The sequence below is a fragment of the Pseudoalteromonas galatheae genome, assembly GCF_005886105.2.
Classification (GTDB): domain Bacteria; phylum Pseudomonadota; class Gammaproteobacteria; order Enterobacterales; family Alteromonadaceae; genus Pseudoalteromonas; species Pseudoalteromonas galatheae.
This window is the reverse complement of record NZ_PNCO02000002.1, coordinates 1,185,652-1,208,815: the sequence shown is the minus strand read 5'-3', so window position 1 is coordinate 1,208,815 and position 23,164 is coordinate 1,185,652. Positions and strand designations below refer to the sequence as shown.

At 42.3% G+C, this 23,164-nt stretch carries 17 protein-coding genes; 7 read left to right on the top strand and 10 right to left on the bottom strand.

Translation table 11 applies throughout. The features are described 5' to 3' along the window. Positions 1 to 6 precede the first annotated feature (6 nt). Together CWC29_RS23150 and CWC29_RS23145 are read right to left on the bottom strand one after the other, a co-directional pair. Positions 7 to 1,245: an SAM-dependent methyltransferase gene (locus CWC29_RS23150; protein ID WP_128725763.1), complete on the bottom strand. Its 1,239-nt coding sequence runs from the start codon at positions 1,243 to 1,245 to the stop codon at positions 7 to 9. A 96-nt stretch (positions 1,246 to 1,341) separates the two neighbouring features. Next, on the bottom strand, positions 1,342 to 1,569 hold the full coding sequence (locus tag CWC29_RS23145) for a hypothetical protein (protein WP_128725764.1): 228 nt from the start codon (positions 1,567 to 1,569) through the stop codon (positions 1,342 to 1,344). A gap of 399 nt (positions 1,570 to 1,968) precedes the next feature. Here CWC29_RS23145 and CWC29_RS23140 point away from each other — a divergent pair, with 399 nt between their 5' ends. The 4 genes from CWC29_RS23140 to CWC29_RS23125 all read left to right on the top strand — a co-directional run bounded on the left by CWC29_RS23140 (position 1,969) and on the right by CWC29_RS23125 (position 8,776). Beyond that, positions 1,969 to 5,805 (top strand): TOMM system kinase/cyclase fusion protein, encoded by a 3,837-nt coding sequence (locus CWC29_RS23140; protein WP_138523185.1) that lies wholly within the window; start codon positions 1,969 to 1,971, stop codon positions 5,803 to 5,805. Positions 5,806 to 5,815: 10 nt separating this feature from the next. Further along, positions 5,816 to 6,064: a hypothetical protein gene (locus CWC29_RS23135; RefSeq protein ID WP_128725766.1), complete on the top strand. Its 249-nt coding sequence runs from the start codon at positions 5,816 to 5,818 to the stop codon at positions 6,062 to 6,064. Between the two features lie 181 nt (positions 6,065 to 6,245). Next, a complete protein-coding gene (locus CWC29_RS23130) occupies positions 6,246 to 7,184 on the top strand; it encodes a hypothetical protein (protein WP_138523187.1) in 939 nt (312 codons plus the stop codon). 2 nt (positions 7,185 to 7,186) lie between these two features. Beyond that, the gene (locus CWC29_RS23125; RefSeq protein ID WP_128725768.1) at positions 7,187 to 8,776 is read left to right on the top strand and encodes a hypothetical protein; all 1,590 of its coding nucleotides are present in this window, start codon (positions 7,187 to 7,189) and stop codon (positions 8,774 to 8,776) included. 357 nt (positions 8,777 to 9,133) lie between these two features. On the opposite strand, the gene CWC29_RS23120 is transcribed toward CWC29_RS23125, so the two are convergent. Next, on the bottom strand, positions 9,134 to 11,317 hold the full coding sequence (locus tag CWC29_RS23120; RefSeq protein WP_138523774.1) for an OsmC domain/YcaO domain-containing protein: 2,184 nt from the start codon (positions 11,315 to 11,317) through the stop codon (positions 9,134 to 9,136). A 280-nt stretch (positions 11,318 to 11,597) separates the two neighbouring features. Here CWC29_RS23120 and CWC29_RS23115 point away from each other — a divergent pair, with 280 nt between their 5' ends. Next, positions 11,598 to 12,506 (top strand): phytanoyl-CoA dioxygenase family protein, encoded by a 909-nt coding sequence (locus tag CWC29_RS23115; protein WP_138523772.1) that lies wholly within the window; start codon positions 11,598 to 11,600, stop codon positions 12,504 to 12,506. Between the two features lie 218 nt (positions 12,507 to 12,724). Here CWC29_RS23115 and CWC29_RS23110 read toward each other — a convergent pair whose 3' ends face one another. From CWC29_RS23110 to CWC29_RS23085, 6 genes are all read right to left on the bottom strand, one after another. Further along, positions 12,725 to 13,387: a hypothetical protein gene (locus tag CWC29_RS23110; RefSeq protein WP_138523770.1), complete on the bottom strand. Its 663-nt coding sequence runs from the start codon at positions 13,385 to 13,387 to the stop codon at positions 12,725 to 12,727. Positions 13,388 to 13,563: 176 nt separating this feature from the next. Further along, positions 13,564 to 16,680, bottom strand: coding sequence for an efflux RND transporter permease subunit (locus CWC29_RS23105; protein ID WP_138523768.1), 3,117 nt, complete (start codon positions 16,678 to 16,680; stop codon positions 13,564 to 13,566). A 12-nt stretch (positions 16,681 to 16,692) separates the two neighbouring features. Further along, positions 16,693 to 18,405 carry an efflux RND transporter periplasmic adaptor subunit gene (locus CWC29_RS23100; protein WP_138523766.1) on the bottom strand — a complete coding sequence of 571 codons (1,713 nt, stop codon included), beginning with the start codon at positions 18,403 to 18,405 and terminating at the stop codon, positions 16,693 to 16,695. Further along, complete coding sequence (locus tag CWC29_RS23095) at positions 18,398 to 19,720, bottom strand: TolC family protein (protein ID WP_138523764.1); 1,323 nt, start codon at positions 19,718 to 19,720, stop codon at positions 18,398 to 18,400. Before CWC29_RS23095 ends, CWC29_RS23100 begins: the two co-directional genes overlap by 8 nt. Further along, a complete protein-coding gene (locus CWC29_RS23090) occupies positions 19,720 to 20,193 on the bottom strand; it encodes a DUF411 domain-containing protein (RefSeq protein ID WP_128725775.1) in 474 nt (157 codons plus the stop codon). The genes CWC29_RS23095 and CWC29_RS23090 overlap by 1 nt, the downstream gene beginning before the upstream one ends. A gap of 124 nt (positions 20,194 to 20,317) precedes the next feature. After that, entirely contained in the window at positions 20,318 to 20,701 is a 384-nt protein-coding gene (locus CWC29_RS23085) for a hypothetical protein (RefSeq protein ID WP_235956718.1), read from the bottom strand. Positions 20,702 to 20,853: 152 nt separating this feature from the next. On the opposite strand from CWC29_RS23085, the gene CWC29_RS23080 reads away from it, so the two are divergent. Next, positions 20,854 to 21,462, top strand: a complete 609-nt coding sequence (locus CWC29_RS23080) for an outer membrane beta-barrel protein (RefSeq protein ID WP_138523762.1) — start codon at positions 20,854 to 20,856, stop codon at positions 21,460 to 21,462. Positions 21,463 to 21,475: 13 nt separating this feature from the next. On the opposite strand, the gene CWC29_RS23075 is transcribed toward CWC29_RS23080, so the two are convergent. Further along, positions 21,476 to 22,396: a LysR family transcriptional regulator gene (locus CWC29_RS23075; protein WP_138523760.1), complete on the bottom strand. Its 921-nt coding sequence runs from the start codon at positions 22,394 to 22,396 to the stop codon at positions 21,476 to 21,478. 116 nt (positions 22,397 to 22,512) lie between these two features. Between CWC29_RS23075 and CWC29_RS23070 the strand changes: the two genes are divergently transcribed. Continuing rightward, the gene (locus CWC29_RS23070) at positions 22,513 to 23,142 is read left to right on the top strand and encodes a LysE family translocator (protein WP_138523758.1); all 630 of its coding nucleotides are present in this window, start codon (positions 22,513 to 22,515) and stop codon (positions 23,140 to 23,142) included. Positions 23,143 to 23,164 lie beyond the last annotated feature (22 nt).

Sequence of the window (23,164 nt, the reverse complement as noted above, 5' to 3'; positions counted from 1 at the left end):
GAATTCCTATACTTTCACAGGTACAAAACCTGGCAAACCACTAAGTTGGTAGTAAAACTGCACCTTATCACCGCCACATGCAACAAAGTGTGTGTGCTCTACTTCTTTAGGTTTAGCATCGACGTAAAATGTCATATCAGGCCGAGGGTGTGTGATCCCAGAATCGTATTGCCCCACACCTTCTGCTGCAAAGGTCTCTACATTTGCATAAATCGCTAATACTCTTTCACCCATATCCGCGACGCCTTTTGGAATGGTGATCAAATTACCTGCCACTACTTTAATACCATTAGCTAACTCCACCTCCTGCATTTTTAGGAGGGATGATTTGTCGATTCGAAGTAACTCTCCAAGCTCAATACGGTCATTTAATGCAGCCTCATTTACATATTCTGAGTGGCTATAATCCACCTCTTTCCACTGCTGATTGAACTCTGTTTCCCCGATAACCATCATGCCCCTAATGGAAATGCGCTTTGGCACCATCCAGCCATCAATTGAAAGGTACTTAACCAGGTGCTTCGCAATGCTTAGCTGGCCTTCTTTTGTAAAGCCATGCTGCATAGCTTCAAGCACCAGTAAGTCAACTGAAGATTCAGGAATAAACTCGGTAGCATCAACCTGTTCTATGTGCTCTACATAATCTTCTAGAGCAAGATCCTCGACTAATTGTTGTAGAGACAACACTGCTCCTGGGTGCGCATCGATCAGGCTGACTTTTATTTGGTCACTGGAAAAAACGCCGTGTTCTTTGTAGTAACTGAGTAGCGGTAATAATAAAGGTGCGAAAGGCCCACAAGCAGGATAGAGCACTGTGATCTGTGCCTTGTTTTTCAGCATTCCACGAATAGCTTGATCAATCCCTCGCGCGTACCCTTTAATGCGATAAATATCTTTAATTGTATGCTTACAGTTATGGGGCGACATGATTAGGCCTGTGGGCGAAACATACTGTTTGGTCAGCAGCTCTTGACTTAACTTTGCTTGTGCCATGGACTGAACTGCACAGTCATACATAGTTTCGAAGGCAGCCATCAACTGCTGATGTTCCACTTTGGTGTCTATCAACACCAACCTAATTGCGTCAATAAAACTTTTCTGTAACACGGCTTGTCGCTCACTCGCTGTGAGCTGAGTCTTCAACATTGACTCAAGTTGCGTTCTTATTGAGTACTTTAATAAATCATCGATTTGTGGATCGGCGAAATCTAGCTTGGTCACATCAGAAAACAGCTGCTTTTCCATAAAATGATAAGCTCCTAAGTCCTTAGTGTTAGTTCTCATTTAAAAAGGTGGTATAAATCACTAACTCACCTTCTAATGAATGAGTTTAGTTCAGTTTTAGTTCAGCGCTATCAATTTATTGACTTTTTTATCCAACACCCAACACCTATCTCCAAGCTTCCTATCTATTAGTAATATCTCTTGATGACCATCGACATTATTAAGTTTTCTTTTTATCACACGACTACCACCATACGAGTATGCAAAGACACCGCTATTCTCGAAGACCTTAACGCGATTGCCGCTTGCAGCAACTTTTTCTCCTGTCGGACTCACCATACTCATTGTTGGTGACTTGCGTACTTTGGACTGCCAAATCAAGCGGCTGCTCAGACGAAAAACAGCTAAATGGCATAAAAGAAGTTGCAGTGATCGCTGTTCCGACAGATAGGAAAGTTCTACGTTTCAAGAAGTTAGCCTTTTTATTATTTTATTCTGCAGGATTATGCCAGAAATATGGAGAATATAAAATTACATTATATTACAGCACCTTGTAATAGAGATTTAACCTGTAGCACTGTAGCGCGTGCTCTTGCAATACAACCCAATTAACATACCTGCTAAGTGTGCAAAATAGCGACGGCTAAATTTTGATTTTTTGAACAATCAAAATCTTGATGCTAGACAAGTATTTACATTCCAATTACCCTATATCATTAACAAAAAATAAGAATCAGTAATCATATGTCTCTGACACAGTTTTCGGATAGCCATATTGTCGATGTTTTCCAGTCTGACAAATACCAACTACTTGAAAAGGTTGGAGAAGGTGGGTTCGGTAAAGTTTTCAAAGCACGCCAAATAAATACAGGGCAAATCGTTGCACTAAAGTTTTTGGCGTTAGAACCACAACTGGAAGCGACGAAAAAACACAGATATGCAGAACGTTTTAATCGTGAAACCTTACTTTGCAGTCAATTAAATCACCCAAATATCGTACGATTATTAGATAAAGGACAATTAAATGAAAATTTAATGTTCGGGGTATTTGAGTATGTGGAAGGGCAAACGCTACGAGACTATCTAAGTCAAAATGGCGCAATTGATTCTGTGTATGCAACTGACATCATGTTGCAAGTTTTAGATGCGCTAATTCACGCCCACCAACAAGGTATTATCCACAGAGACATAAAACCAACCAATATTATGTTAAGCCAGTCTGGCGCAAAGACTTATGCCAAAATACTTGATTTTGGTATTGGTACACTGGCACAAGAAACACGCCAACATGACTTTGAAACAATCACGCTTACGCAAGAAACACTGGGCACCCCCTCTTACAGCGCCCCAGAACAATTACGCGGTGAGCCTGCTTCAGCTAAATCTGATCTATATGTCTGGGGGTTAGTATTTTTGGAATGTTTGACTGGTGTTCCTGCGGTAACAGGCAACAGTGTCGCATCGATTTATCACAAACAATTAAGCGATGTGCATATTCCGATTCCAAGCGCCCTACTTGGCCACCCTCTTGCTGGGCTTCTCAGACGCGTGCTCAATAAAAGTGCATTGGAGCGGGTGATCACCGCAACCGAGGCATTTTCTGAACTTGCAAGAATGAATGTATCTAACCTTGTTGGTGTGCTAAATGATGTTAAAGCCCAACATGGTTATGATGAAACCACAGTGATGCTCCGTGATGACGACCCTAATCATCGTGCCATTCAAGAATATACCGCGCTTACTGAGCGCAAGCAGCTCACAGCTCTTGCTGTGAGACTAAGCGTTAAGGCACTCGACAATCATGGCAAAGATTACGATGTCATCGACACCGTTTATAAATCTCAGCGCAATCACTTTATTGATATCGCGACTCGTTATGGTGCATACCACGTAGGCAACCTTGCTGATACCAGCTTGTTTTATTTTGGCTATCCAGTGAGCAGCGATAACGACGCACGATTATCTGCAAGGACCGCACTTGAAATGATAAGCGAACTTGCCAAACGTAACGCACTGATGCAAGAGGCACACGGAGTCTCTCTCAACGCTCATATCGGCATTCACACTGGTGTATTTATTACCTACGCCAATGCTGTTCCTGAAGGTCACCACGCTAATATTGCAGCAGCACTATCCCGTGAAGCTGGCGAACGCCAAATCTTATGTAGTGCAGAGTCACGCTCACTCTTGGATGCTTTCTCCGAGTTTAACCTCTACGGACAGTTGCAAATTGGCCCGCTATTCGAACTAACTCCGGTATACAACTTACAGGGTGAGCGTCGCATAGAAGCATTTGGCTTTATGCGTGGTACAAGAAATCATCATGAACTTGTTGGTCGTCACCTTGAGCTGGAACAGACACTTTCACTCATAAATAATAAAGCTGAAAGCGCAACCCGCATCGCTTACATTCATGGTGAAGCTGGGATTGGAAAATCTAGGCTACTGCAAGAAATCCGTGTCAATGCACCACAATATCAACATTTAGTCGCCCAATGCTTACCAGAGCATCAAAATAACGCTCTATATCCAATTTTAACGTTGGTCAAGTACCTATTTAACACCGAACAGCTTGACGCTCATTCAGCTAATACTGTTTTTAGTTATGTGTTATCAAACATGGACAGTGAGCTCGATTTAGAGCAAGCGATCCCTGTGTTGCTAGTTTGGCTCAATATCTCACTTGGTGATGAAATTACGCCTTCTACACTTTCTCCCGATGAGCAGAAGCAAGTGTTGTTTAAAGGGCTTTGCGCGCTATTACTGTCAAATCGTCATGGGCTCAGCAAGTTCAAGCTCTACATTATTGAAGACATTCATTGGGCAGATAGCACCACCTTAGAGTTTTTACATCACTTTGTCGGTGCGCTCGCTTCAGGTGATGTTTTACTAAGCACTTCGAGACAAGCGGTGCCAACTCAGTTAAAAGACCTCACCTTAGTGGATGTCTGCCTGAAAAAGCTAACCGAGAAGGCCACCGAAGACTTTATCATTAACTTGTTTGATGGCCGCAGAGTGTCAGAGCAAGTTCTCAAGTTGCTAACCGGTCGTACCGACGGGATCCCGCTATTTATTGAAGAACTCGTCAATATGCTTAAGCAAAAAGCATTAGTTGGGGATAAAGGAGGAGAGATTGACTTCCTCGCACCAGACAAACTTGACCAAGTACCCACGAGTTTAAGAGAATCACTGCAACAAAAGCTAGACAACCTTCATCATGCCAAAGAGACAGCGCAACTGGCGGCAACCATCGGCCGAGAGTTTGAATACAATTTACTTATTGCTACATCATCCTTAAGTGAAAGCCAAATTCAAAACGACTTAAATGAGTTAATGGCTAACGATCTTATCGTGCATCAACGTCGTGTTGATAACGATAGCTACATTTTTAAACATGCTTTGGTAAGGGATGCTGCCTATGAAAGTATGGGTAAGCATGAATCATATACACATCACATGAGCATAATTGAAGTACTCAACAACACAGGAATGAGTCAAAAGCAGCCCCTACTTACAACCCATCATTTAGCAAAAGTGGGAGATCATAATGCAGCTGTTGAATTATTACTAACATCAGCAAAAAGTGCAGCTGCCATTTACTCTGTCGCAGAGGCCAGTATTTACTATGCAGAAGCATTGAACTTCTTTCAAAATGGGTTAATTGATAACCAGCCCTTACTCCATAAAATTAAAAATGCACTTGCTTCATCACGGGTTGCATACAATGGTTGGCTAGACACGTTGGCTAAAAAGCACGTGCTTCAAAATATCAGTGAACTCGCCACAATTTTAGACCCTAAAGAGCGCTTCATTACGATGAGAGGTGAATGGCTACACGCCTACGCTACTGGTGATATATTAAAAGCTCATAATATTGGATTACAGCTGCACGAAAACAAAAACGAATATCCACCTCACCAACACCCAGTGATCTTCGAGCTCTTATCGCAATCCTACTTTTCGCTAGGAGAGTTTGACAAAGTAATTACGCTTGTCGATACGTTACCAAAAGAGGGCTTCTTCGATAATAGCTCTCAAGCCATAACTGATAATTACGGCTTTTGCTCTGAACTCACTTGTATTGCTTTTAAAGCGCTATCACAGTTGCTCACTGGTAAGGTTGATTTGGCACAAAGCGCCATGAACGATTTAGCTGAGCTTTCCAAAAATATTAATATAAATGACATTAGCTCAGCAACAAATGGGATATGGGCGTGGTTTAAACTAATACATGCTTCAATACAAAAAGATTCAGCTAATTTTAAAAAATATCAAGATGAAGCAAAAAATTACTCATCAACAGGGGTAAGCCTTGCAAAAAATTCTAATAATGTTGGCTGGTTGGGTTATAATAATATGCTCAACTACTTGGCTAATTTAGGTAATATAGATAGCTTACAAGAATTCGAAGAAAAAATATCAAGCTTTGCTGGATATCGTTCACATCGTGCTTTTTATTATTACTTTTTATATAAAGTATTACTATTTAATAAAAACACAATGAAAGATGACGCTTATAACGAATACTTAAATGATAAGGCTAGTACTAAAACCTTATATCTCCAAAACTATGAAAATTAGGAAATGAAAAATGAGTGATAATACAACACTACCAACTGGTTTAATCTCTTACATCTATAATGTAACTAACGATGAAGCTTTGAAGCAACGAGCGACCGATAACTTGGCCGAAGTGATGGCAGAGTTTGATTTAACAGAAGTTCAAAAACGCATTATTACTGAAATTTCTTTAGAAACTGGATTAACAGATGATCTGTGGGATCAACTATCAGCAGAACTAAGACCTGAAATTCAACACACTATCAAAACAATTTGGTAATACATAGGAGCAGCGGGTGATTTTTTTATCTTAATCAAGCGTGTATTTTTTGTAGTGAGTCCCTGTCAGTAATAAAAGTTGAGTTATTTATTTTTTAAATAGTCAATCTCTAATATTGTTGACATCATGCACAAAAAACAAACCAAAATTAAGTTAAATTGGCATTTCACCCGCATTCATCATGAAATATAGTAAAAGTGAGCTTTACAGCATTGCACTTGATAGTGAGGTTCAACATCTCAATAATACCGTATTAGAAAAGCTTCAGACAATTGTCAGTGAAATCCCTGAAAATATACACGCTATATGCTTTGAAAACAGAATTGATCAGTTTGAAGATCCTGTTGACTTTTTAGTATGTTATTATTGCTCTTCTCATAATTTAGATAGCGTTTCATCCTATATAAATCAAAAAATCCCAAATAAATACGCCCTAAGAATAAATGACTTTATAAATAATAGGAAGCAATCCCCTGCTTATAAACTAGTAAATTTAATATGGTTTAGTTTTGACTATGAAGAGGGTCGATATAGCACAGTTCCAACATTTTGTGTAAGTACACAACATTGTCATTTTTCTGACTTTAGCCTATTAAGCTCATTTATAATTAACACATCTGAGTTTTTAGCTCCTGAGTTTTTAAATAAAACAAAAGAGTTACTTCCTAGTTTAGAATGCACTAGGATAAACCACTTCAGTTTTACATTTGGCAGAAAGGCATTTAGAGCTAAATTCGTTTTTAAATTAGAAACCTTAAGACTTCCCAGTCTACTCAAAGATCTAGACTGGAAAGGAAACTTATATCTGCTGGAACAGTTATTAAATACTATCGTTCAAGTATCAGATGAAATACAAGTTGGGCTTTCCTATTCAACGGAGTTGTCAGAAAAGATTGAAATTGAATTACCTTGGATAACAAGCCTTGACGAAAATTATCTACAAGATAGCTTTTTGAGCTCGCTAAGAAAAATAACAGAAAAAGAATTAAGCACTAATTTAACTCCTTGGCTCAACCTGAAAGTACAAACTGGTTACTATATAAAAATAACCCTTACATCAGCATCTGAATTTAATATCAAGTCATATTTATATTCTTCACCTTATAAAAAAAGGAAATAATCATGAAAAGTGTAATAGCGAAGCTCTCTTTACTATTCGTAAGTACTGGTACTTTTGCTACTGAATACAGCATTTTTCCAGATTGGCTAGTCAAAGATGAATGCACATTAACAGAGCCATTTCCTTTTCCAAACGACTTGACTCAGCTAAAACCCTACCCACTTGACGCATACAATAAATTAGTGAAGTCGTGTGAAGAGTTAAAGCCCGTAAAGCCTAATGAATCGCAGAAGCTTGATTATTTGGATCACCGATACGCACTATTTTCATGGCTGAGCTTTACCGCACTAAACAGGCAATTGGACGAAAACTATAAGCTCACGCAAAATAATATAAAAGTGTGTGAAGCCGATTCAGGCGCCAACTGCCCGCTTCCACTTTGGATAAACTGGCGTGAAACCGAGACTATTTTCACAGCAGATGCAGCGCCTCCAAAAAACTGGGAAATATCCAAAAACTTCGCCATGATGCAGCCTTTATCTGCAGTGGAGCAAGTTGCGCCCAAAAATACACCGAAAAAACAGGCAATTTTAACTGACCAAAAAAACAACCCTGTATATTATCAGAAGTTTGTTAGTCCCTATGTATTCAATTTTATTACCAAAAATAAACTATATAGCATAGATGGCCAAATTGAATTCGCGAATAACCCAACTTATAGTTGGGCATGCAAAAGCCAGAGCGCGAGTAGCATGTGCATCAACATGAATACGATTGGCTTTTTAGCGTGTTCCAGTGGTTCCTCATTACCCACTTGTAACTTGTCACAAGACCTGACCAATTTTGACCCTAAGCCACCAGGCCTTGCTATCGAGATAAAAGTAGCGTGGAAAATACTCAATGAGTCTGATGATCCGAGTAAGTACATTCGCGCAACACTGCCCGTAAAACGCTACCACCAAATACAAAGTGGTGAAACAGGCTCATTTAAAGTCGAAGAACAAGAAGTTGGCGTAGTTGGATTTCACATAATGCAGAAAACCGGCACATCTAGTAATTGGATTTACGCAACCTTTTCACATCAGGATAATGTTTGGGGCAACTCTCCAACCTTTTTCGATAAGCAATGTCCAACATGCGCAATCAATCACCCAGTAGGAGGCACTAAGCCTACTCAAGTGGTTCGATTGGAACAAATATCACCGGTTGTTGAAAAAGTGAATCAGCATATTTCTAAGCTATTCAAACAAGAAAACGCTGTTCTGCAATATTACAAACTAATTGGTACGCAGTATTCAACTAATAACAGCAGTAAGCCAATGACTGATATTAATGGCCAACCAAGTGATACAATTGAAACCAAGCTCACCAATTATTCAGGTGGATTGCCCCACCCTGTTTATCTAACTAATGAGGTGATTGAGACATTTTTACAACTAGGAAATCAGCCATTAGGTAAACAAGAAGCGCTTTATTATAAAAGCTCCTCTTGTATGAATTGTCATGCAGCAGGCGGGATCGCAACCGACTGTGATAAGAGTACTGGCAAACCAATATTTACACCACGTACAGCAGACTTCTCTTTTATATATCATGATGCTAAGGCACAGTTTAAGGCGCAAAACTGTATCAAAGAGGAGCAGTCTAATTAACCTGAGGTTAGCTGCCTAAGCTGATGTGTATTTCTGTGAGCTGCAATGAACACTTGCAGCCTCAACCGCATAATACCAGTTGCATTAAGTAAATGATCTATCTTGAAGCGGGGAAATAGCTTTAGTAGCACCGCTCTCGCGTCCTGCTACCGCTAAGGTACCTATATCCATATAGGCAAGGCAAAAGTTTTGCTATTTAGTTGTTCTAAATGAGAAATTTTTAACGAAGCTAATATGCTATTTCCCCCTTCAAATTGATTAGAGAATTAATTCAATTGGTATAATGCTCACCAGCCCGTCAAACTATAAAGCAAGATAGCAGTCATGCTATCTTGCTTTTACTTCAAAAAGTAAAGATTAGCGCTGTGCTAACTTTCCTCTTGCTGTATGAAGCTTCTTGTAACTCTCAATAAGACGCAGGTGCTTGTCTAAACCTTCTAACTTCATGTTCGTAGGCGTTAAACCATAGAATTTCACATCGCCATTAATTGAACCGATAACCGCATCCATCACCTCTTTACCAAACATGCGAGTAAAGTTATGAATGTAATCTTCCATTTCTAACTCGTCATCCAATGCAATTTCGAGTGTGGCATGCATTGCTTGGTAGAATAAGCCACGCTCAACGGTGTTGTCGTTAAACTGCAAGAAGGTTTCTACTAGCTCAATGGCTGCTTCGATATCGCCAAGCGCTAGATAAATTAAAATTTTAAGCTCTAGAATAGTGAGCTGACCCCACACCGTATTTTCGTCAAATTCAACGCCGATAAGGGTGATAATGTCGATATAATTATCAAGCTGGCTGTCTTCTAAGCGCTCAACCAAGTTAGCTAATGCTTCGTCATCTAGTGAATGGATGTTAAGAATATCTTCGCGGTACTGCAGTGCTTTATTAGTATTATCCCAGATGAGATCTTCGGCTGGATATACTTCAGAAAATCCTGGGACTAAAATTCGGCAAGCGATCCCTAAATCTGTGAACTCCGCAATGTAGGCTTCTTTACCTAACGTCTCCAGAATGCCAAACAACTTATCGCACTCCTCTTCATTAGTGCCTGTAAAATCCCACTCAACAAAGTCGTAGTCGTGCTTCGCACTAAAGAAGCGCCATGAGATCACGCCCGTTGAATCGATAAAGTGCTCAACAAAGTTCTCCGGCTCAGATACTGCCATGCTGTTAAACGTAGGTTTTGGTACATCGTTTAAGCCTTCAAAGCTACGCCCTTGTAACAGCTCGGTTAAGCTTCGCTCAAGCGCCACTTCAAAACTTGGATGCGCTCCAAAAGAGGCAAACACACCGCCTGTTTTAGGATTCATCAGGGTCACACACATTACAGGAAATTGACCGCCAAGAGACGCATCTTTAACCACGACTGGGAACCCTTGCTCCTCAAGTCCTTTGATCCCTTCAACAATACCTGGATATTTAGCAAGTACAGACTCTGGCACGTCAGGCAACACGATTTCTTGTTCGATAATTTGCTTTTTCACCGCACGTTCGAAGATCTCAGATAAACACTGCACTTTGGCTTCAAACAGGTTATTACCAGCACTCATACCGTTACTTAGGAATAAGTTTTCTATTAGATTTGATGGGAAATACACAGTTTCACCATCAGAATGACGAGTGTAAGGAATAGAGCAAATGCCGCGCGCCACATTTCCAGAATTTGTATCAACAAGGTGTGAACCACGTAATTCACCTTCTGGATCGTAAATTTCACGGGTGTAATCGTCTAAGATTTCGTTAGGCAGCGCATCATCAGCACCCGGTTTAAACCATTTCTCGTTCGGATAATGAACAAATTCAGCATTGGCAATTTCTTCACCAAAGAATTGGTCGTTATAAAAGAAGTTACAGTTTAAACGCTCAATAAACTCGCCGAGTGCTGAGCAAAGTGCACTCTCTTTGGTCGCCCCTTTACCATTAGTGAAACACATTGGCGAAGCAGCATCTCGAATATGTAGTGACCAGACGTGTGGCACAATATTACGCCATGACGCGACTTCAATCTTCATGCCTAAATCCGACAGGATCTTGGTCATATTTGCGATAGTCTGTTCCAGCGGCAAATCTTTACCCAGAATAAAAGTGCTGTCGCTTTCACTGGTATCAACCATCAGCATCGCCTGAGCGTCATCTTCAAGGCTCTCAACCGCCTCTACTTGAAATTCAGGTCCTGTTTGGATCACTTTTTTAACGGTACAGCGGTCAATTGAGCGCAGGATACCTTGGCGGTCTTTTTCAGAAATGCTTTCTGGTAACTCAACCTGAATTTTAAAAATTTGGTTATAGCGGTTTTCTGGATCAACAATGTTGTTTTGCGCTACGCGAATTCCATCAGTTGGAATATCACGCGCATTACAATACACCTTCACAAAGTAAGCTGCACAAAGCGCTGAAGACGCTAAAAAATAGTCGAATGGGCTTGGTGCTGAGCCATCGCCTTTGTAGCGAATTGGCTGATCCGCAATGACAGAAAAGTCGTCAAATCTGGCATCAATTCTGAGATTGTCGAGGTAATTTACTTTGATTTCCATTGGAAGGTTCCGGTGTGTTGCAAACGAAAACGCTAATTGTACTTGAGGATGGGTGACCACGCCAATGGAAGTTTCTCTTTCAACTTTTTGACATAGAATAAATAAACTGGGTTCAATGTGATGTAACTTCCTGTAATTGCCCTACACTTTATTTTGCGACATGATGAATTACTTTGCATCGACTCCATTTTTGACTAGTACTTGATCGGCTTGAAAAGTACACACTGCAAACCAAAGTTCTGAATTAAGGCAAGCAATGCATTGACTAGGACGTGCGCTCATGAAGATAGTAAACAAAAGTAAACTCGATTTTTACGCTAATAACGGCTTTGTGTTATTTGAACAAACTTTACCCAACGTTCTACTAGAGAAGCTTAAACGTCTATCTAATACTCTAGAGAATAAAGCAATACAAGCGCAGCAAGAAGGAAAAATCGCGACTCAATATCATCTATCAAACGAATCTGGTGAGCCGAAGCTATTTCGTTATAATGATTTGCTTTTTGAAGCGCCCGAGTTAATTGTCGAATTGCTCGCCACGCCTGCAATAATTGAGATCAGCGAGGGTATTTGCGGTCTCGGCTGTGTGCCAATGCAGTGCGATTTAGTCTACAAATATCCACATCCTCACCCGCACATAGCTTGGCATCAAGGAGCACCTCATCCACGTAATTATGCTTATTTAAACGTAGGAATTTATCTAGATGATGCCGATATCGACGATGGTTGCTTACGCTACCTACCTGATTCACAACACGAGCTTGTAGACATTTATTCACTTTCTAGCGAATATGGCTGGAATATTCCGGGAGTCTTGCAGCAACCTGCTAAAGCTGGAGATATTCTCGTTCAGGATATGATGATTTTGCATAGCTCTGAACCTAAACGCAGTGATGGTCCGAGAAGAACAATCTACTTAGAACTTAGACCACTTGCCGGTATTGAAGAGAGCCAAAAACAAAGCCCTGAGTGGGCTGAGTTAAGGAAACAATGGATGGCTCACATCATTCAAGCAGCAAACCCAGAAGATGTGCCACAGAAATGGGCTGAGTTTTACGGTGAGCCCAACTGTGATTTAAAAACTCTTGTTTCACAAATCGAGCAAAAATGGGAACCACCTATCCCTGCGGTTTGGTCCAACCAAAATGTTGAGCACCCAGATTATCCTACACCAGCTGATCTTCGCTGATCTCACACCAGTCATTCGCTAGCTACTGCAGCGAATGACTGGGTAATTATAACAACCTTGACCTCTAGTCCTTGAAACACGCTATAAACCCAAAAGCCACGATTTACTTCATGTCATAAAACACTTCTTAGAACATTAAGCGGTTCATTGTTGTCCATTGAGCTTATTTTAAATTTACCGCAAAATCACGGGCCCTTATTGTTCGGCATACAAGTCAACTAAAAAACCGAAAGCAGATCTCGCTGACTAACCTTGCCAAGCTTAAGCTGTTCATACGAATCATAAATCGCCCTTTTACTATCTTGTAGTCGCTCAGTAATATCTTCACCTTCAAGCAACGCCGCTTGAGCGGCTTTTAGCCTATCTTGTGTATCAGCTATGATTGCTGTTAATTTGGCTTTGTCTGATCTGATCAACATACTGTCCTGCTCGACTTTTTGCTCAAGCATAGTTAACAACTCTGAACGCACAGAAACGGTTTTATACTCATTAAAGTCTAATCCCAAATGATTAAATAACAACGCTTGGTTCATTTCCTCTGGTGCAATTTCCACTTCAATTGGCATCTCAACAATGTTTGTCATCATTTCACGATACATCTCGATGTTATATTCACGACTGCCTCTCTTGTGACTCGAACTCACCAATGATTCATGGGCTATTTCTTCAGCCTTGTCAAAATGTTTGGCAAGGTAAGTCGATTGAGTGTTATTCGGCGCGTTCTCTTGAATGGCTTTTGCGGCTTCCATAAATGACTGAGTCCCTGAATTTTTTGTCGCCGAATTAGAAATGTCTTGGTCACTCACAGCATTATTGTTCGTGCCACCGTAGAGATCGCTCGAACCGTACATTTGTTTATAAGAAGAATTTTGAATGAACATACCCGCTCCTTGTTGCATTAGCTGCTCTGATACAGCAATAAGTGCGCCAAGCAAGTCTGATTGAGAACGACGGGGTCTTAAGCGCTTTTTGGTTGTAATTGCGTTTTTTCAAACCAAAGTTTGCCGTTCAAGCGCTTAATATTACTGCGCTTGAGGCAAACTTTTTCCGCTATCGATTAATTATTAACGTTTTCACGCCAACGGATCATCAACATATATACTACGGGTAACACCACTAAGGTAAGTAATAGCGCGCTTGCCATGCCGCCCACCATAGGCGCGGCTATGCGGCTCATTACCTCAGAACCTGTGCCCGAGCCATAAAGGATTGGCAATAACCCAATAACAATCGTTGCCACCGTCATCATGACTGGACGAATACGCTTGCCCGCGCCTTCTAAAATGGCATTGTTAATGGCCTCAACAGTCAATGTTTGCGGTTTACCTTTAAGCTCACTAATGGCTTGGTTGAGATACACGAGCATGATCACACCTATTTCAACAGCAACACCTGCAAGCGCTATAAAACCAACGCCTACCGCGACCGAAAAGTTAAACCCCTCAAGGTATAGTAACCACAGTCCACCAATCATCGCCATAGGTAACGTCGCCATGATAATTGCCACTTCGCTAAAGCTTCTAAAGTTCAAATAGAGTAAAACAATAATGATCCCAAGCGTAAGCGGCACCACATAAGTCAATTTAGCTTTAGCACGCTCCATATACTCGTATTGACCAGCCCAACTGATGGAATAACCTGCAGGTAACTCCAGCTGCTCACTCAGCACTTGTTTAGCGGTAGCCACATAACTGCCAACATCAACTCCGTCTAAATCGATAAACGTCCAACCATTAATGCGAGCGTTCTCGCTTTTAATGCCCGGTGGCCCGTTTTCAATATAGATAGTTGCCACATCACCTAGGGCAATATTTAATCCCTCGGCGGTGACTATAGGAAGCTTCCGCAGCGCTTCGGGAGAATCGCGTAAGTCTTGCGGGTAGCGCAAACTAACCGGATAGCGCTCTTGTCCTTCAATGGTTTGCGTGACGTCCATTCCACCAATTGCAGTTGCGACCACTTGCTGGACATCAGCAATATTGAGCCCAAATCGCGCGGCTTTATCACGTTGAATATCGACCTTAATATAGCGCCCCCCAGCTACCCGCTCTGAATAGACCGAAGCTGTACCCTCTACCTGACTCAGAATACGTTCAAGATCTTGACCAATCTTTTGGATAGTATCTAAATCTGGACCTGCGACTTTAATTCCAACAGGCGTTTTAATCCCCGTCGCGAGCATATCAATACGCGTTTTGATGGGCATCACCCAAGCGTTGGTTAAGCCCGGAAACTGCACTAGCTTATCGAGCTCTGCTTTGAGCTTTTCAGTGGTCATTCCCTCACGCCACTGATCTTTAGGTTTTAATTGAATAAAGGTCTCAATCATCGTCAACGGGGCAGGATCGGTTGCCGTTTCCGCGCGACCGATTTTACCAAAGACATTTTTTACCTCAGGCACCGTCGCTATCAACTTGTCGGTTTGCTGTAAGATTTCTCTGGCTTTACCAATCGAAATACTTGGATATGTAGTCGGCATATACATCAAATCCCCTTCATCCAAAGGCGGAATAAACTCACTGCCGATTTTATCCATTGGATAAAAGCCAACGACTGTAATAACTGCAGCGGCTAACAACGTCAGCTTGGGAAAGTGTAATACTTGTTTCAACAAGGGCGTATACGCGCCAACCAACATTCGATTGATTGGGTTTTTATGCTCGGGCACAACTTTACCGCGAATAAAGTACCCCATCAGCACCGGAATAAGTGTAATAGCAAGTCCCGCAGATGCGGCCATCGCATACGTTTTAGTGTATGCCAGTGGTGCAAACATGCGCCCTTCCTGCGCCTCAAGAATAAACACAGGTAAGAAGCTTACGGTAATAATCAACAAACTAAAGAACAGTGCAGGACCAACCTCAGAAGCCGACTTAGCGACGATTTCCCAGCGGTTTTCATCATTGAGTGGCGTTCTTTCCATGTGTTTGTGCATGTTTTCAATCATCACGATTGCACCGTCGGTCATCGCCCCAATAGCTATGGCTATGCCACCAAGGGACATGATATTTGCATTCACCCCTTGAAAATACATCACGATAAAAGCAACCAAAATGCCAAGTGGCAAAGTGATCACGGCAACCACGGAAGAGCGAATATGAAATAAGAACACCACACACACTAAGGCCACCACCACCAGCTCTTCGAGCAGTTTAGACCAAAGATTATCAATGGCTTTGGTGATAAGCTCGGAGCGATCGTAAACCGTCACCACTTCCACCCCTTCAGGTAAGCCTTGTTGTAGCTCAGCAAGTTTTTGCTTTACGCCGTCGATGGTTTTTTGCGCGTTTTCTCCAAAGCGCATGACTACAACACCGCCAACAACTTCTCCTTCGCCGTTAAGCTCGGCAATGCCACGACGCATTTGCGGTCCAATATTGACAGACGCAACATCTGCTATCGTTAATGGTGTGCCTTTGACAGCTTGCCCAAGTGGTATAGCCTCAATATCTTTAACGCTTTGAATATATCCCGTACTTGTCACCATATATTCAGCTTCAGCCATCTCAATCACAGAAGCGCCCGATTCTTGGTTACCGAGTTGCAACGCCTGCTGCACATGCGTAAGCGGAATACCGTAAGCGCGCAGTTTATTGGGATCAACCTGTACTTGATACTGTTTCACCATACCGCCAATCGGCGCGACTTCTGACACACCGGCAACCGATTGCAACTCAAACTTTAAAAACCAATCTTGTAGGCTGCGTAGTTGGCTAATATCGTGTTTGCCGGTTTTATCGACTAATGCATAAAGATACACCCAACCCACCCCAGTGGCATCAGGGCCCAACTGCGGTTTAGCCGCATCAGGTAATTGTGGTGCAACTTGACTTAGATACTCGAGCACCCGACTGCGCGCCCAGTAAAGATCCGTTTTATCGTCAAAAATAACGTAAACATAGGAATCCCCAAAGAAGGAATAACCACGTACGGTTTTTGCGCCTGGGACGGAAAGCATTGCAGTGGTCAGCGGAAATGTCACCTGATCTTGAACCACTTGTGGTGCCTGTCCTGGATAAGGTGTTTTGACAATAACTTGTACATCAGACAAATCCGGAATGGCGTCGACAGGTGTGTTTTTAAGGGTAAATAGCCCAGCCCCCACCAGCATCAGTGTCAGCAGTACCACAAAAAAACGGTTGTATACTGACCAGCGAATTATTGCTTGGATCATTGTAAACGCTCCTTAGTGGCCAGAGTGCATATTCATCGACATCTCACCTGCAGGTTTGATATCAGTCACCACAAATTCGTCACCCACTTCAAAGGTGAAAGTCACCTTCATTCCTGTCATAAGCTGGCTTAAATCAATGTGCTCAGCTGCAACAAAGTCCATTGTTGTTGCAGGACGGTCCCATTTTTCAATGGCGTCGCGAGAAATATTAAGCACTCGGGTGTCAGGGTTGATGGCGTTTATCACACCGCCCACTGTTGCTGTAGGCAGTATATTTTCACGCATAATGTGAATACCTGTCAGTAATACGCTGCCATCATCTTGTTTTGTCGCTTCAAAGTGCAAAACCTGTCCCGCATTTAGTGCGTCAATATCAACACTTTCAGCCACTGTAAAATCCATCACCATTTCAGGCCATTCCCACTCGGGTACGGGTTGATGATCAATATTCACCACTCGGCTTTGGTCGTTCACGCTTTGAATTTCTCCTTCAATCCAAACGGACTTAGCTTCTGCAACTGGCGCCATACGCATAAAGTCAGAAGTAATGCTCGATTGAGAATCAATCAGGAAATGGGCTGACGTAACTATCTTGTCACCTTCGTTAAGGCCATTGAGGATTTCAATGTTTTCATCACCAATTTGACCCAGTTCAACGGCAACCGATTTAAAGCTACCGGGTGCAACTTCAACGACAACACGATTTTGTTTGGCAGTGCGGATCACAGACTCACTCGGCACTTGAAGTACATCGTCACGAGAGTCGGCTTGAATGTTCACTTGCGCAAACATATTTGGCTTTAATAGCGCATCACTGTTGTCAAATCTAAGCCTTACTCTAAGTGTCCGTGTTTTTTCATTGAGTGAGGGATAGACGTAATCGACTTGCCCTCGCCACGTTCTGCCGGGTAAAAAGTCTAACCTCATGGAAACGGCTTGCCCCTGAGCGACCAACATAGCATCACGTTCAAATACGTCAGCTTCGACCCAAATCTCGTCAAGTTTGGCGATACTCATGAGCGTTGTGCCTGGCTTTACGTAAAACCCTTCTCGGATCTGGAGTCCATCTAACACCCCGGATTGACGTGCATAAAAGGTAATGCTTTGGTGCACTTCAGCCGTTTTTTTCAGCGTATTGATAAAGTCATCACTCAGGTGTAATGCCTTGAGCCGTTCGTGCGCTGCGTTGATGAGCGCCTGATTATTACGCTTTCTAGCAATAAGGTATTCTTCTTGCGCATTGACCAGTTGCGGTGAATACAAGGTATACAGAGGTTCGCCTTGCTTGACCGGTTCACCTGCTGCTTTCACGTAGAGCTTTTCAATCCAACCCTCAACGCGAGGGTGAATGTGAACTAAGCTATCTTCGTTGTACTGAACATACCCAACAGTGCGGATTTGGTGAGACATCGCTTGACGCATAGCCACCGCGGTACGAACGCCCAAGTTGTTTTCAACGTGAGGCGCTATCTCCACAACCCCCTCACCAAATTTTGCATTCGCAGACTCTTCTTCGTACACAGGTACAAGGTCCATTCCCATAGGAGACTTACCTGGCTTATCACGACGATAGTTCGGATCCATAGGCGCAACCCAATAAAGTGGTGCTTTCTCAGTGCTTGGCGCTACCGCAGGCTCGTTACTTGAAGAGAAATTTATCCCAACTAGCACGCCGACCGTTAATGTCGTGACGGTAACAAGCGTCATTTTTAAGTTGTTATTCATGGCTTGCATCCTCTTCAATTTGAACCAAATAATAGTTACTGCGTACCACCGCTTTTAACAATGCAATATCAATGGAAAGCGCTGATAACTGCGCATTCAGTTTCGCGATGCGCGCCCTCACTACCTCGGAAAAGTCGCCATCGTCATTGGTATAAGCGGTCAATGCAGCTTCGGCCTGTTCAGCGCTTTGTGCCACAATTGATTTTGCGTATAGCGATTGCCTTTCTTGCAATCGTTGGATAGTTTGAATTTCTCCATTTAAGTTTGAAAACAGCTGCTTTAGCACCAGCAACCGGTCGGTTTTACTCGCCTCAACTTGTGCAGTCGCTGCCGCTTTTTGCTGATCTTGTTTTCCATCTGTGAATAACGGAACGTCGAATGATACACCAACGCTAAAAAAGTCAGTGCGAGACATCTGATCCGGAGCATCATCCCGATATGCATAACTTGCGTTGACGGAAAACTGTGGTTTATATGCCTGCTCAGCTAACTTAACCCCTTGATTGGCACGGTATGTATCAACGTCGGCTGCAACAACCAACGGGTGATGAGTCAAATGTTGTACTACAGCTTGGCTATCAACTGGGCGTTGCTGCATCAACTTTGGCGCAATTGAGCGGATCAACGGCAGTGTCACTTCGTTTTGTTCAAGGACACTCAGTGCATTTGAATTAGTGAATGCATCATTTAATAGCCATTGCGAAAGCTTTGCCTTAGCGGTGTTAAGCTGCTGATAAGCCGCGGAACGCTTATCGTCTAATTGCATCACCTCAAGCTGAGCACGGATCACATCTTGCTGGCGTGTTGCACCCAGCGCATTGGAGTAGCTAGCATTGGCTATTTCTACCATTTGGTCAAACAGCACACTATCGCGTTCAATCAGTTCTAACGTCTTTTTGGCTTGCACAATATCAAGCCACACCTGAGAAACGTCCCGGCGCACTTGCGCTTTTCTATCCGCTTGTAAAATCGGTTGCTTTTTAGCGTCAAGTGCCAATTGCTGGCTCTTAATTTCGAGGCTATCTCCTCGCGGTAACATCTGCATCACGCCAACTTTAAGCTGAGTCATCCCCTCTTGATTAAACTCCCAACTATCAACAGGCAGATTCATCATACCGATGGACACCTGAGGATCAGGATAGCTTAGCGCTTCGCGGCTCATAGATTGCATCGCAGAACGCTTGTATTGGCTAGATTTAAGCCAAGGATCGTTGCTGATGGCGACATCTATAGCTTGCTCTAACGTTGCAATATTGGCCTGTGCTATCTGTGGCAGTATCAGAGTTGCGATAAACAGGGAAACTTTGATTGTCATTAGAATTGCTCCTCATAATTGTCGATTTCAGCAAAAACCTCATAGCTCCCATCTTTTTTGAGTAGCAATACTTGATAAGGCATAAAACGCTCGCCAACCTCCATACCCGGCGATCCAAGTGGCATTGCCGGCACACTCAAGCCGATATTTTGCTTATCTTGAGTTAACGTCTCGTTTTGCAAAAACTGTTTAATAAACTTGGCAGGAACATGCCCTTCAAAAATAAAACCATTTTTAGAAACCCCAGTGTGACAAGATTGATAATTTTGCTTAATACCAAACTTACTCTTAAGTGAGCCAAGATAATTTAAGTCGGTGGCTTTGTGCGCAATACCTTGTGCGGTTAAATGGTTTAACCACAGCTCACAACAGCCACAGGTTGGGGATTTAAAGACTTCCAATTTTATACCGGATTTACCGTATGCCATGGCGCTCATTAGCCATAGCGTCACCACTAAATAAAACTTTCTCATGCTAACCTCGCATGTAATACCAATTGAATTACTGCAGCTGGTATCAATCAATTCGTTGAAAATCACGTCAAAATAGACGATTAATCGTACAAAATCTTAAAATTAAGGCAGATCTGCCCTGAGGTTAAGCAAGTATTGGGGGTTTATAAAGAGAACGAGGGTAGTCACTAAGCTGACCGCTTATGAAACTCAATTTATCATTATTCAGTACAATAGGCGCTATCCATTCTCTTGGAGAAAACGCTGCAAGATTTGTGGAGCACATATGTGTGGGGCAAGTACAATCGCTGCATTGTGCTGCGCTCTGAGGGTCACAACAATCCATCTCCATCACCATTTCATGATGATGAGAGCCTGCCAGTTGCAAATTACTTTGAAGCATACTTTGATTTATTTCATGACTTGTAGCGCCATGCATTTCACATCCAACCATAGAGCCAGCCTCGTTTTGACCACTAAGTGTAGCCACCACGAACAATGTGATAAGTAAACGTAAGAATACTTGCAAAGTACTTTCCAAATCAAACAGACGGCTAAATAATAAAAACCTAGCCCAAAAAATGCAAGTAAATCATCCCTACCTCGTTATTATTTTCTTTCATCATTGGTATACTCGGTTTCAGATCTAAAAAATTATTCCAACTCAAGGATATAGACTTTATGAAATCAGCTTCATTAGCGACTATCTTGGCGTTAGTTGTTTCTAGCAACGTCAGTGCCGCAGATTACGGAGATTTTGGTGTTTCAATATACGGTGGTAAAACGTACAGTAATGATATCGAAACTTCTCGCCACCAGACATACGAATTAGAAGATGACTCGCATTTGGGAGTAAGTGTAGACAAGTACATATCCAAAGGTCGTTATGGATTTTACTATGGTAAAACAGAGACTCAGCTTACTGCGTACCCACTAAATAAAGTGGAAATGGAATACCTACTATTTCAAAGCGCGGTAGTACGCCCTCTCACAGACAATTTAGATATATACTTAGGTGCACAGCTTGGTGCAACTTTTGTTAATCCTAATTTTATCGACTCAGACACTTTCTTCGCTACTGGTTTATACACTGGTCTTGAATATAATATCGGTGCTGGCTTCCACCTGGGTACCGAAGTGCGTTGGATTGTAAGCTTTCTAAGCAATGATTCAAAAGTTACTTGTGATATTGACCCTGCGACTCAAAATACATGCAGCTGGCACTTTGATGATGAACAGTTGAGGCAAGTTCAAGCAAGTGCCACACTGAGTTATCGGTTTTCACTCTAGCTAACAGAGACTACTAATAACAAGTCGTAGTGAGTCGCTGTACAATAAAATCAGCAAAAACACTCACCTTTGCAGGAATATGGCGAGTCGATGGATATAGCATCCACAGCTCGCCTGAATAATTCGTCTCGAAATCCCACTCAGGCAATACCTGTATCAACTCACCTGATGCTAAAGCATCTTTAGCGACAAATACAGGCAAGCTTGTGATCCCAAGCCCTTGCAGCGCAGCATCTAGCCTCACTCGAGTATGATTTGCTTTATAGCGCCCGCTAACTGGGGTTGTGTGTTTTTGTGTGCCTTTTCTGAATTGCCACTTAGCATCTGCATCCGTTTCTCCCAACGCAATACAGCTATGTTGTACTAATTCTTTGGGGTGGGTAGGAGCAAAATGGGCTGCAAGGTATTCTGGGGACGCCGCCAATATATGGTTTATTTTCATCACGCTTCGACCTATCAAACCCTGCGGTGGTTCGTTAGTAATTTTAAATAGAATGTCTATTTCATCTCGGATCAGGTCCAGCGCGTTATCATCTAACACCAAATGAACATCAATATTTGGAAATTCGCTTAAAAACACCATCACATTTGGATGAATTAGCGTATGTGCGACCGCTTTTGGCGCTGCGATTTTAACGACTCCTTGTGCAGTCTGATGATGACTTTCACAGAGCGAGATAACGTCTTTAGCGGCTTGTTCCAGCTGAGTACAGCGTTCATACACCGCTCTTCCTGTTTCACTCAGTCTTAAGCTGCGTGTGGTGCGCTGAAGTAAGCACACCCCCAATTGCTGTTCAAGGTGTTTTATGGCACGGCTCACCGATGACGGCGAGACACCTAACTGCCTCGCGCTCTCAGAAAAACTGCCAGTATTGACAACCGAAACAAAAATCGACATTTCTTGCAGTAGTTCAATATGTTTACTGGTTGTCATAGCACTCCCATTTGTGCGCTCCACGCAAAAGTTATTTCTATTTTTAGATTATTATCTTCTCATGTGAATAGAAATACAATGCTCTTAACTATTCAACATAATATTGGGAGCGGAATATGGTGCAGTATTGGCCAGAGTTTTTATCATTAGCCATCATTCATTTTGTCGCAGTGATCTTGCCGGGCCCCGACTTTGTTATTACAGTCAGGCAGAGCCTGAAATACGGCAGACTACACGGCGCAATAACAGCCTTGGGGATTGGCACTGGGCTTAGTGTTCATATTTTATATACCTTACTTGGTGTAGGGGCACTGATGCAGGCCTCACCTTGGGTTTTACAAATAGCTAAATTAATTGGCGCTGTATATCTTATATACATCGCCATTCAATTGCTTAAAAGTGCAGGAAAGATTCAACTAGAGACAGCAAATACTCAAGTTAAAGTAAGTTCACAATCACTAAAAAAAGCGTTCGGCCTAGGCTTTTTAACAAATGCAACCAATCCAAAAGCAACCTTATTTTTCTTAGCCGTGGTAACTAATGTCGTCAGTCAAGGAACTCCGTTACATGTTCAACTTTTTTACGGCGCTTGGATGTGCAGCGTGAATGCCTTGTGGTTTATCTGTGTCAGTTTATTATTTTCAGCTCCGCCTTCTCGTGCTTGGTTCATAAACAAAATGAACCTGGTTGAAAAGGCACTTGCTGTTTTGCTTATGGCCTTTTCATTAAGAATGTTGATTGCTTAACACCAGAATACTGAATAAGGGT